Annotated in this window: 12 protein-coding genes; 1 reads left to right on the top strand and 11 read right to left on the bottom strand. The window is 68.9% G+C overall.

The genetic code is table 11. From position 1 onward, the window contains the following. Positions 1-175 precede the first annotated feature (175 nt). From C5E07_RS07465 to infC, 4 genes are all read right to left on the bottom strand, one after another. On the bottom strand, positions 176-976 hold the full coding sequence (locus C5E07_RS07465) for an RNA methyltransferase (protein WP_104240893.1): 801 nt from the start codon (positions 974-976) through the stop codon (positions 176-178). 176 nt (positions 977-1152) lie between these two features. Continuing rightward, positions 1153-1539, bottom strand: a complete 387-nt coding sequence (rplT, locus tag C5E07_RS07460; protein WP_068481110.1) for a 50S ribosomal protein L20 — start codon at positions 1537-1539, stop codon at positions 1153-1155. A gap of 39 nt (positions 1540-1578) precedes the next feature. Beyond that, positions 1579-1773 (bottom strand): 50S ribosomal protein L35, encoded by a 195-nt coding sequence (rpmI, locus tag C5E07_RS07455; RefSeq protein WP_104240892.1) that lies wholly within the window; start codon positions 1771-1773, stop codon positions 1579-1581. Next, positions 1773-2444 carry a translation initiation factor IF-3 gene (infC, locus tag C5E07_RS07450; protein ID WP_104240891.1) on the bottom strand — a complete coding sequence of 224 codons (672 nt, stop codon included), beginning with the start codon at positions 2442-2444 and terminating at the stop codon, positions 1773-1775. The genes rpmI and infC overlap by 1 nt, the downstream gene beginning before the upstream one ends. A gap of 291 nt (positions 2445-2735) precedes the next feature. On the opposite strand from infC, the gene C5E07_RS07445 reads away from it, so the two are divergent. Next, positions 2736-3110 (top strand): DUF1844 domain-containing protein, encoded by a 375-nt coding sequence (locus tag C5E07_RS07445; protein WP_104240890.1) that lies wholly within the window; start codon positions 2736-2738, stop codon positions 3108-3110. 86 nt (positions 3111-3196) lie between these two features. On the opposite strand, the gene C5E07_RS07440 is transcribed toward C5E07_RS07445, so the two are convergent. The 7 genes from C5E07_RS07440 to C5E07_RS07410 all read right to left on the bottom strand — a co-directional run bounded on the left by C5E07_RS07440 (position 3197) and on the right by C5E07_RS07410 (position 10840). Then, a complete protein-coding gene (locus C5E07_RS07440; protein ID WP_104298974.1) occupies positions 3197-4723 on the bottom strand; it encodes an NAD(P)/FAD-dependent oxidoreductase in 1527 nt (508 codons plus the stop codon). After that, positions 4720-5559 (bottom strand): carotenoid biosynthesis protein, encoded by an 840-nt coding sequence (locus C5E07_RS07435; RefSeq protein ID WP_104298973.1) that lies wholly within the window; start codon positions 5557-5559, stop codon positions 4720-4722. The genes C5E07_RS07440 and C5E07_RS07435 overlap by 4 nt, the downstream gene beginning before the upstream one ends. 85 nt (positions 5560-5644) lie before the next feature. After that, positions 5645-6337 (bottom strand): monooxygenase, encoded by a 693-nt coding sequence (locus C5E07_RS07430; RefSeq protein ID WP_104240887.1) that lies wholly within the window; start codon positions 6335-6337, stop codon positions 5645-5647. Continuing rightward, on the bottom strand, positions 6334-7902 hold the full coding sequence (gene crtI, locus C5E07_RS07425) for a phytoene desaturase family protein (protein ID WP_104298972.1): 1569 nt from the start codon (positions 7900-7902) through the stop codon (positions 6334-6336). Before crtI ends, C5E07_RS07430 begins: the two co-directional genes overlap by 4 nt. Further along, positions 7899-8768: a squalene/phytoene synthase family protein gene (locus tag C5E07_RS07420; RefSeq protein ID WP_104298971.1), complete on the bottom strand. Its 870-nt coding sequence runs from the start codon at positions 8766-8768 to the stop codon at positions 7899-7901. Before C5E07_RS07420 ends, crtI begins: the two co-directional genes overlap by 4 nt. Then, a complete protein-coding gene (locus C5E07_RS07415; protein WP_104298970.1) occupies positions 8765-9886 on the bottom strand; it encodes a polyprenyl synthetase family protein in 1122 nt (373 codons plus the stop codon). The genes C5E07_RS07420 and C5E07_RS07415 overlap by 4 nt, the downstream gene beginning before the upstream one ends. Positions 9887-9994: 108 nt before the next feature. Next, on the bottom strand, positions 9995-10840 hold the full coding sequence (locus C5E07_RS07410; RefSeq protein ID WP_104298969.1) for an SseB family protein: 846 nt from the start codon (positions 10838-10840) through the stop codon (positions 9995-9997). Between the last annotated feature and the right edge of the window lie 6 nt (positions 10841-10846).

Below are 10846 nucleotides of genomic sequence, written 5' to 3'. Positions count from 1 at the left end.
TACCCCCGAACCCGACTGACGACCGCGGAAGACGAGGCGAGATTCACCGCCAGCCAGCCAGCCGGCCGGCCAGACATCCAGGCATCCGGATCACCAGACGCGCAGAGAGACAGAGACGCCCGGGCCGCCCGACGCGAGTATCGCGAAGAGGCCCGGGCGTCCAGGTGCGCTGCGGTCAGGCGCGCTGCGCGAACGCGCTCTCGTACAGGCAGACGGAAGCCGCGGTCGCGAGGTTCATCGATTCCGCTCGCCCGTAGATCGGCACGCTCATGGTCGCGTCGGCATACGCGAGCTGCTCGGCGTCGAGGCCGCGAGCCTCGTTCCCGAAGAGCCAGGCGGTCGGCTGCGCCAGCTCGCCGGCGTCACGAGCCGACAGCAGGTCCGAGCCGTCGATGTCGGCGGCGACGATACGGAGACCAGCGTCGCGAGCGCGCGAGGTGGCGACGTCCAGGGTCACCTCGACGGCGATCGGCAGGTGGAAGATGGAGCCGGTGCTCGAACGCACGACCTTCGAGTTGTAGAGGTCCACGGTCCGGCCCGTGAGGATCACCGCGTCGGCACCCGCAGCGTCGGCCGCTCGGATGATCGTGCCCAGGTTGCCCGGGTCGCGCACCTCTTCGAGGATCGCGACGAGCTTCGGCGAACCGCTCAGCGCATCCCGAATGGAAGCGGGGAACTGACGGCACACGGCGATGACGCCCTGCGGGGTCCGCGTGTCCGCCATCGCGTCGATGGCCTCCTCGCTCGCGAAGTCGACCTCGAGCTGCGCCTCCTCGGCAAGGCCACGCAGCTCGGAGTGACGCTCGAGCGCCGTGGGCGTGACGAACAGCTCCTCGATGAGCTCTGGGCGCGAGACCAGTGCCTCGCGGACCGCCTGGGGGCCCTCGATGACGAAAAGGCCAGTCTCCTGACGCTCCGACTTCTGCGCGAGCTTCCTGACGTCCTTGACGCGCGCGTTGCGCGGGCTCTCGATCATGGTGTCGACTTCTTCCTGCGCGCGAGGCGCTGCGTTGCTTGAGTGGATGCTCATCGAGCCAGGTGCGGATGCAGAGTGCAGGCCCTAAGAAAAGAACATGCGGCCGAGAGCTGGACTCTCGACCGCATGTTCATACGGCCGGCACACTCAGAGAGCGAATCGGGCCGCGGTGGTGACTAGGCCGCTGCGCGCGGAGCCGACGTGTCGGCCGGGAGCGCCTGCTTGGCTGCCTCGACGAGACCGGCGAACGTCGCGGGCTCGTTCACGGCGAGCTCAGCGAGGATACGGCGGTCGACCTCGATGCCAGCAAGGCCGAGGCCCTGGATGAAGCGGTTGTACGTGAGGCCGTTCGCGCGGGATCCGGCGTTGATGCGCTGGATCCAGAGGCGACGGAACTCGCCCTTCTTGGCGCGACGGTCACGGTAGGAGTAGACCATCGAGTGGATGACCTGCTCCTTGGCCTTGCGGTACAGGCGCGAGCGCTGTCCACGGTAGCCGGATGCGCGCTCAAGGATGACGCGACGCTTCTTATGGGCGTTTACTGCCCGCTTTACACGTGCCATGTGTGTTGATTCTCCTCAGTAAGTGTGGGTGCGGGCGGCTTAGTGGCCGAGCAGCTTCTTGGCGACCTTGGCGTCTGCCTTGGAGAGCAGCTGGTCCTGGTTCAGTCGAGCCTTACGACCCGGCGACTTGACCTCGAGGTTGTGGCGAAGGCCGGCCTGCTGCTTCATGAGCTTGCCGCTTCCCGTGACCTTGAAGCGCTTCTTGGCGCCCGAGTGGGTCTTCTGCTTCGGCATTAGTTCTCCTCTGTGGTTGCAGACTCTGGTACAGACTCTGTTGCAGCTTCATCTGCAGATTCATTCGCAGCTTCGCCAGTTGACGGCTGCCCGTGCTTGGCCGCTCGAGACGCCTCGCGGGCCGCATTCCGCTTCGCGGAAGCGTCAGCCTTGACGTCGGACTTGTTTCGGAACGGGCCGATGATCATGACCATGTTGCGGCCATCGATCATGGGGTTTGACTCGACAGTGCCGTACTCCGAGACTTCCTCGGCGAAACGCTGGAGGAGGCGCACACCCATCTCCGGGCGCGACTGCTCGCGGCCGCGGAACTGGATCATGGCCTTCACCTTGTCACCGTCTTCGAGGAAGCCGATGGCGCGCTTGCGCTTGGTCTCGTAGTCGTGGGCGTCGATCTTCAGACGGAAACGGACCTCTTTGAGGACGGTGTTCGCCTGGTTGCGACGCGCTTCCTTCGCCTTCTGGGCGGCCTCGTACTTGAACTTCCCGTAATCCATGATCTTGGCGACGGGGGGCTTCGAGTTGGGGGCGACCTCGACGAGGTCGAGCTCAGACTCCTGCGCGAGGCGCAGCGCCATCTCGAGCTTGACTACTCCGACCTGCTCACCGCCCGGGCCGACAAGGCGGACTTCACTGGCACGGATGCGGTCATTGGTACGTGGTTCGCTGATGGAAGGCTCCTGACTTCACTGAATGTGGAAAGGAGGCGTCACACCAACCACGCTGCGCTCGCAGCGTGTTTCCACCCATCGCCACCGAGCCTGCGCATCCTGCAGCGAGTGCAGTTCGTGCGAACTCTGTGACCTCTTCCTGCACAGCCGCGAGGCCGGGCAAGGAAGGGAGTGGAGCAACCCGGTAACCTACGTAGAGCGGTTTGCGCGGGTGGGACGAATCCTCTTTCGTGGCCTCTGCACAGCAGAAACCGCTCGCCACATTACCAGAACTCCGGACAAAGGACCAGCGTGACCGACGCCTCACTCGAAAACCCCTCCGCAGCCGAGCCAGAGTACGGTGATCTGCGTCGCGACATCGGCGAAGTCCCGGCCGTCGAGCTCATCACGACAACCGCCGTCCACCTCATGAGCGCCGCCGCAGTCGCGTGCGGCCTGGACGAGGACAGCGGCGACGACGAGCTCGACCTCGACGAGGCCCGCAAGCTCATCTCGGCGCTCGCCGGTCTGCTCACCGCGAGCCTCCCCTACCTGGGCGACCACCACGCGCGCCCCCTGCGCGACGGCCTGCGCTCGCTGCAGCTCGCGTTCCGCGAGGCATCCGAGCACCCGGACCCCGTCGGCAAGGGGCCAGGCGAGGACCTCACCGGCCCCGTCTACGGCTGAGTTCGGACCACGGGACCACGGCCCGCTTGCCGAGCCTTCGGGCCGTCGAGCGGGCTTCGTCGATTCGTGGGTCGGCCTCCGGGCGTTCAGCGGCCTTCGGCGGGCCCGACCAGTTCCGCGACGATAGCCGCCGAGAGGGTCACGAGCGGAAGTCCCCCGCCCGGGTGCGAGGAACCGCCAACGAGGTACAGCCCATCGACGGGCTGACGGTTGGCCGGCCGCAGGAAGGACGCCTTCGCGCCGTTCGACGCCGTCCCGTAGATCGAGCCTCCGGGAGAGAGCGTGTCGCGCTCGATGTCAGCCGGGGTGCGGATGCGCATCCACCTCACGTGCGGCCGCACGTCGAGGCCTCGTTCGGCCATGAGCTCCAGCAGCGACTCCGCGTAGCGGTCGGCGAGCCCCGGCTCGTCCCAGTCGACACCGTGCTCCGGGTCATGCCTGGGGGCATTGACGAGGACGAACCAGGCGCCGCTGTGTGGCCCCGGAACGGTCGCCGGATCCTGCGGCGCCGAGACGTAGATCGTGGGCCGCTCGACCGGCCTCGGCCCGGACCCCGCGTGCGCCCCGACGCCGAAGACCGCATCGAACTCGGCGTCGTAGTCCTCGGCGAAGAGCACCCTGTGGTGCGTCGCCTCGTCGTGCGCGAAGCTCGCACGCTCGAGGTCGTCGAGGGCGAGGAGCATGACGAAGCCCGAGAGCGAGGGGTCGAGCTTCTCGTGGCTCCTGGCGGCGCGCCTGGCCCCCTCGCTGTGCAGCAGCTCCCCGTAGACGGACTGGGCGTCGGCGTTCGCGACGACGACGTCCGCGGCGAGACGCTCCCCCTCGCTCGTCTCGACCCCGGAGACCCTGGCGCCTTCCTGGAGGATGCGGGCGACCCTGACCCCGGTGCGAATGTGCGCCCCGCACTCCACGGCACGTTCGGCGATGGCCTCCCCGAGCCGCCAGAGGCCACCGGGCACATACCAGGAGCCGTAGGCCTGCTCGGCATACGGCACCGTCGCGAGCGCAGACGGCGCCCGCCTCGGGTCCGACCCCGTGTACGTCGCATAGCGATCCAGGAGTGCGCGCAGGCGAGGGTCCGAGAGGTCGCGCTCGCCGAACCCGCGCAGACTGCGCCACGGGGCCACCCGTGCGAGCGACAGCGGATTCACGGCGAGCGACGCGATCCCGGCCGCATCGATGGGCGATTCCAGGAAAGGACCCCTGGCGATGTCCCAGACGCCCTCCGAGCGCTCGAGGAAGCGCGCCCACTGCTGCCCGGTCCCCGCACCGAGCGCGGCGTCGAGCGCAGCAGGGATCTCCTCGATCCGTCCGGGCATGTCGAGCTCGCTGCCGTCGGCGAACCGGTACCGGCAGGCGACCTCGAGTCGGCGAAGCTCGACGACCGACTCGATCGGCGCCCCCGTCTCCGCGAACAGCTCGGCGAAGACGTACGGCATGGTCACGAGCGACGGACCGGTGTCGAAGAGGAAGCCGTCATGCTCGAGCGTGCCGAGCTTGCCCCCGACCTTCTCGGCCTGCTCGAGCACCGTGACGTCGTGGCCCAGCGCGGAGAGGCGGGCTGCCACGGCGAGCCCGCCGACCCCCGCCCCGATCACCACGACCGTGCTCATCGCGGGGAGTCCCCCGTGTGCGCCCCGGACGCCACGAGGGAGCGCTCGGCTCTCCTCGCCCGCCAGTCGCGCAGCAGCACGACGACAAGCGGGATCGCGATAGCACCCATGATCAGGCCGCCGACGAGAGCCACGCTCGGTCGCTCGAAGAACGTGAGGTTGCCGACGACGCACGTCGCGTACGTCCACAGGTAGACCGTGAAGGGTGCCGCGTCGCTCGGTGCGCCGTCGACCTTCTGCGAGCGAGCGGCGACGGCGTCGATGAGCCCGCAGATGATGAGCGAGACCAGGTACCAGCCGAGGAAGTTCGTGAGCGGGATGCCGTCGACGCCGGGGATCCCCGGGTCAGGGTGCTTCCAGCCCCAGTGCCCCGAATCGACCATCTGGGGGTCGAGGAAGACATCCCAGGCGGTGAGCGCCCACGCGGCCACGGCGACGCGCACGATACGCCGCAGCGTGCCAGGCGCCGTGCCGATGAGCCGCCGCGCGATGATGACCGCGGGGTAGGCGATCGTCACCCAGGCGAGGGGCACGATGAGCGGCACCTCGAAGAGCGAGAAGCCGAGCGACGGCGTGTAGATGTACTGTCCGAACGGGAAGCTCGTGGCCACACCGACGACTTCCGCGAAGAAGCCGATCGCGGCGGCGGCGAGCAGCACGGAGGCGAACCGCGGCCCGCGGGTCGCCCAGGCGTGGAGCACCCCGGTGGCGGCGAGCAGGGCGACGCTCGCGATGGTCAGCGGCACGGTGCCGCCGCCGGTGAAGGCGAACAGGCTCTGGACGAACATGCCTGCTGCGAGTGTCACCCACATGAGTCGTCGTGTGATGGCGGTCATCTTGAGTCCGTTCCTCTCGGTCGTGGCTCTGGATCTGCGTCGTCTGACGTTCTGGCGGATGGTGGCCCGCTCTTCGCGGGGGAGGTCATGCAGTCGTGGCCGACCAGCCCTCGACGGCATCGACCGCGAAACGCGCGAACAGCTCCTCGGCGAACCATCCGCCCGCTCGGCTGTCGGCCATGGCGGCTCTGTGCGATGGTGCGCCGCTGATGAAGGCGCGAAGCGCCGGCTCGGACTCCCAGAGGGTGAAGGTGCCGAGGAGGCCTGCTGGCAGCTCGCCCATCCCGAACGCGAGACCGAGACCGCGCGACCTCGCGCGGAGGAGTTCGGCAGCGATGGGTGGCACGGTCCCCGTGAAGCGCGGCACCGACGAGGCCCGGATCCGCGCCCGCGTGATGACGGCCACCCGCTGCCCCTCCTCGGCCTCCGCGACGGCGGGCCCGAACGGCTCGCGACCTCCCCAGAGGCCGACCGAGCGAATGGCGCGCATCCGCACTCTGAGTCGCTCCCGCGAGCGTGCGTCCCACGCACCCACGAGGGCCCCTCGATCGAACGCGTCCGCAGCCTCGAGCGACTCCCAGGCGGCGACCAGCGCCCAATGCCCGAGGTCGGCGTCGCGCGAGGAGAAGCTCGTCGCCCGCGCCGTGCCCATGACACGCGCGAATCGCAGACCCTCCGGACGTCGACGGCCCAGGAGGTGCAGCGTGGTCTTCGCGGTCAGCGAGAGGCCGGCGCTCGCGCTGCCGGTTCCCCAGAGGTGGACGGTGGTGACCGTCACCGGCGGTCGACCTCGAGGGGGCCAGCGCTCCGGTCGCCCCGCACGTGCTTGAGCACCAGCTCGGCGCTGATCAGGCACATCGGGACGCCCACGCCGGGGTTGACGGTCGCGCCCGCGTAGTAGAGCCCCTTGACCTTCGGGGACGCGTTGCCGGCACGCAGCATGGCCGACTGGGCGAGCTCATGCGACGGGCCGAGGATGCCGCCACGCCAGGAGTTGTAGTCGTGCACGAAATCGGCGGGGCCGAGCGTCCGGCGAACCACGATGCGGCGCTCCAGGTCGGAGACTCCCGTCCATTCGGCGAGCTGGGAGATCGCGAGATCGGCGATCCGCTCGACCTCTGCATCTCCCGCCCCATCTGCTCCTCCCCCACCGATGCTCTCCTCGCCCTTGACCGGGATGAGCAGGAACAGGTTCTCGTGCCCTTCCGGCGCAACTGCCGAATCCGTGGCGCTCGGCTTGCAGACGTAGACGGAGACCGGGTCAGGCAGGGCGACGCCCTCGCCGAAGATGGCGTCGAAGTTCTCCCCCCACTCCTTCGTGAGCAGCAGCGAGTGGTGCGGCAGGGCGGGCAGCTCGCCCTCGACGCCGAGCATCACCAGCACGGCGCCCGGACCCGACGAGGTGCGCTTCCACACGCGCTCCGGGTAGCTGCGGTACCGCTCTGGCAGCAGCCGCGTCTCCGTGTGATGCAGGTCAGCGGCGGAGACGACGACCTCCACGTCCTCGAAGTGCCGCTGCCCGTCAGCGTCGCGCCAGTGCACGCCACGGCTCCAGCCATGCGCCACGGCGATGTCCGTGACCTCGGCCTCGAGCCGGAACTCGACGCCGGCGTCCACGGCGAGCCGGTGCAGCGCATCCACCACGGCGGTGAAGCCGCCCATGGGGTACTGCACGCCCTCGACGAGATCCATGCGACTCATGAGGTGGTAGATCGCCGGAGCGCGGCGCGGGTCGGTTCCGAGGAACACCGCCTGGTAGGCGAGGATCTGCCTGAGCAGCGGATGCGTGAACGACTCCTCCACGAACTTCTCGAGCGGGACCGTGAGCCACGTCAGCAGCTCGGGGAGCTCGCGGCGAACGGGGGCGCCGAGCAGCGTGGCCGGGTTCTTGAACGTGTTGTAGAGGAACGATTCCTCCGCCATGTCCATGGCGCGTCTCGCGGTCTCGAGGTAGTCGTCGAAAGCGCCGAGCGCCTCGGGCTCGAGCTCAGCGACGAGTTCGCGCACGGCGTCCTGGCCGTAGGGGATGGAGAGGGGCTCGCTTGCGCCCCCCGCATGCTCCGGCTCGGGGAAGACGCGGTAGCCGGGGTCGAGCATGCGCAGATCCAGCTGCTCCTCGGTGCTCGTGCCGGCAAGCGCGAAGTAGTGGTCGAAGACGCTCGGCATCAGGTACCAGCTCGGGCCGGTATCGAAGCGGAAGCCGTCGACCTCGAGGAGGCCAGCACGGCCGCCGACCCTGTCGTTCTTCTCGAGGACCGTCACGGCGAAGCCGTCCCGCGCGAGCAGGATCGATGTGGCGAGGCCGGCCATTCCGGCGCCGATGACTACTGCTCGGGTGCTCATGATCGTGTCTCCAGAAGGACTCGTGCTGCGATGCGCGCCTTCTCGGCGCCGGGAACTCTCACGCGTGTGGTGCGCAGCCGGTCTGCCGGCGTCTCCGCGATGCGGTCGGCGAGCGCAGCGAAGAGCGCGCTCGCGAGGGCCACGCCCCGTCGGCAATCCCTCGGAAGCAGCGGGATGCCCGCTTCCGCTGTCGCAAGATCGGCGCGGATGCGGTCGAGCCAGATGAGCTTGCGCCGCTCGTCGAGCGGCGCCGATTCCAGACCCTCCACCGGCAGGTAGTCCCTGCCGAGCCGGTCGGCGTCATCGCCTACGTCGCGGAGGAAGTTCACGTTCTGGAACGCGGCGCCGAGCGCGCAGGCCGCCGCGTCGATGCGCTCCCGCTGCTCCGGGGTGCGAGAGACACCGGTGAGGAATACCCGCACGCACATCAGCCCCACCACCTCCGCGGAACCGTAGACGTAGCGCCGCTGCTCCTCCACGTCGAGCGAGCGAGGTTCGAGATCCATGCGCATCGAAGCGAAGAAGGGCACGACCAGCTCGGCCCCGAACCCGCAGCGTCGCGCCGTCACCGCGAACGCGTGGACGACCAGATTCGTGCTGAAGCCTGACTCGATGGCCTCGAGCGTCTGCGCCTCGAGCCCGTCGAGCGCCGCGTGCTGCTGCTCGAGGGAGAGGCCGGCGAGCGCGCCGACACCGTCCACGATCTCGTCCGCCACGCGGACCAGCGCGTAGATGCTGCGCACCGGCTTGACCGTCCGGCGCCCGAGGAAGCGCGAGGCCGCCCCGAAGGAACTCGAGTAGGCGAAGATGACCTCGGCCGCGGACTTCTCCGCGGTGCGCGTGTACTGCTCGAGTGGCGACATCATGACGTTCGCCTCTCCAGCAGCATCAGCAGACGCTCCAGCATCTCGGCCAGGTTCCGCTCCCCCTCGCGGCCCGAAGCGCCCACGGCCCTCGCGGCGGCTCGTGCCCTCGAGAACTGAGCCGCGAGCTCCTGCTCGACAGCGGCGCGCGAGCCCGAGGCGTCGATGAGGTCACGCGCCTTCGCGCCATCCGCCTCGCTGAGCATCGGGTCGCCGAGCAGCGACTCGAGCTCACCCCAGACCGGGGTCCCGCAGGCCAGGGCGATGAGCGCCGTGAACTTGCCCTCCCGGATATCCGAGTACGGCGCCTTCCCGAGCTTGTGCTGGTCCCCGAAGACACCGAACAGATCGTCCTGGAGCTGGAAGGCGAGTCCGGCGGCGTCCGAGAACTGGGCGATGAGACGCGCATCCACCGAACCTTCGGCACCCGCCGCGATCAGACCCAGCTCGAGCGGCAGGAGCACGGTGTACGCGGAGGTCTTGTTCGAGCTCATCGACAGGACCTCGGCCAATGCCGGATGGTCACTTCGAACCGACAGGCTCACGTCGCTGAACTCACCGGCAACCGAGACCGCGAGGGCACGCTCGATGGCATCGAGCACGCGCAGACGAACGGCGTGGGGCTGATCGATGCGTGCCACCCTCAGGTGCGCTTCGGAGAGCAGGAGGTCGCCGACCAGGATCGCGGCGGCCTGCCCCAGGCGGTTGCCGCGCTCGTCGTCGAACTCCGGTCCTCCCACGATCTCCTCGACGCTGCCGAGGAGATTCAGCTCCCCCCTGCGCATGGTGTCGTTGTCGATCACGTCGTCGTGGGTCAGGAACGCGAGGTGGAGCAGCTCGGTCGCGGTTGCCAGTTCCATGACCGATTCAGGCACCTCTGCTGCGCCCGTGTAGGACAGGTAGGCCTGCATGACCAGCGCGGGGCGGAAGAGCTTCCCCCCTTCGGCGCTGCGCGCCGTGATGCGCCACAGCGTCGCGAGGCCCTCGTCGATCGCGGCCGCGGCAGCGACTCGTCCGGCCAGGAACTCCTCGATTCGCCTTCTCACCTCGAGCAGCTGCTGCGCTGCGAGGTCGAAGTCCGAACCCTGGCCACGGGGGCTCGCCAGAGGCTCACGGATCACTCGGCACCACTCCCTTTAGCTCGGTTGGCTAGCAATAAGAGTATCTAATTACTTCTGCTCGAGCGTACAGGCAAGCCTTCCCCGAGTTGCCGCGCCTGGTCAATCCCCTCAGCGCCTCCACCACGAGCGCTTAGAATCTCGCTGCCGCTTCTCCGCGTCGCTCGAAGCAGCAGTGCTGGCCCGCGCGAACGAGATGCCGAGCGAGTCGACCTCTGTGCGGAACGCCTCGCTCCCCTGCAGCAGCTCGCTGGCTCGGCGGGACAGATCCGCGAGCTCCTCGCGGCCAGCGTCACCACCGACGTGGAGCACCACACGCAGCTCGGGCCCAGCCAGGCGAGCCTCCGGATCGCCGGGCACGAGATCCATGCCAAGCACCTCGTCGAGCTCTGCCATCACCCTCGACAGCTCAGCCGTGACAACCGGGTTCACCCACGGGGCCGCCCAGCCCTGCTCCTGCGCGATCGCCCACACGGCCGGACGGCGGACGACGAACTCCGTCTCGCTCGTCGGATCAACCACGATGAGGTCGCTGCCCTCGGCAGCCGCCGAGATGGCCGCCCGCTGCATGAGCGCAGGCACCGGCCGAGCCTTGGGATTCCAGACCCTCATCGCCTCCGCCGAGGTGAACACGGGCAGGACGGTGCGACCGTCTGGGCCGGCGACCGTCACGATGGAGAGATCAGCGCTCTTGTCGACGGTCACACCCTGCGTGTTGACATCGGCTTCGCCCAGCTTCGCCACGAGCGGGATCAGCACGCGAGCCTGACGCAATGCGTCGACCACCGCGTCGGGACCCACCCCCCGAGCCCTGAAGCGCCGGATCGCCGCGACGAACTGCGCCGGCGCCGTGCCGTCGTCGTCGCGGAACGGGTTGTCGCCGAAGCTCCGCCCAGACCAGCTCTGGCCAGCAGAGTCGGCCTTGCTGGGCTGGAAATGCTCTGGCAGCGACGGCATGGGTCA

This window comes from Pseudoclavibacter sp. RFBJ3, from assembly GCF_002931375.1.
Taxonomy (GTDB): Bacteria; Actinomycetota; Actinomycetes; order Actinomycetales; family Microbacteriaceae; genus Pseudoclavibacter.
The sequence above is the reverse complement of the archived record's forward strand: the minus strand, read 5'-3'. Positions and strand labels throughout refer to the sequence as shown.

Bases quoted from the DNA above. Each gene is read 5' to 3' on its own strand.
- C5E07_RS07440 (WP_104298974.1), bottom strand. From the start codon at position 4,723: ATGAGCACGGTCGTGGTGATCGGGGCGGGGGTCGGCGGGCTCGCCGTG.
- rpmI (WP_104240892.1), bottom strand. From the start codon at position 1,773: ATGCCGAAGCAGAAGACCCACTCGGGCGCCAAGAAGCGCTTCAAGGTC.
- C5E07_RS07410 (WP_104298969.1), bottom strand. From the start codon at position 10,840: ATGCCGTCGCTGCCAGAGCATTTCCAGCCCAGCAAGGCCGACTCTGCT.
- C5E07_RS07420 (WP_104298971.1), bottom strand. From the start codon at position 8,768: ATGATGTCGCCACTCGAGCAGTACACGCGCACCGCGGAGAAGTCCGCG.
- C5E07_RS07435 (WP_104298973.1), bottom strand. From the start codon at position 5,559: ATGACCGCCATCACACGACGACTCATGTGGGTGACACTCGCAGCAGGC.
- rplT (WP_068481110.1), bottom strand. From the start codon at position 1,539: ATGGCACGTGTAAAGCGGGCAGTAAACGCCCATAAGAAGCGTCGCGTC.
- C5E07_RS07465 (WP_104240893.1), bottom strand. From the start codon at position 976: ATGATCGAGAGCCCGCGCAACGCGCGCGTCAAGGACGTCAGGAAGCTC.
- crtI (WP_104298972.1), bottom strand. From the start codon at position 7,902: ATGAGCACCCGAGCAGTAGTCATCGGCGCCGGAATGGCCGGCCTCGCC.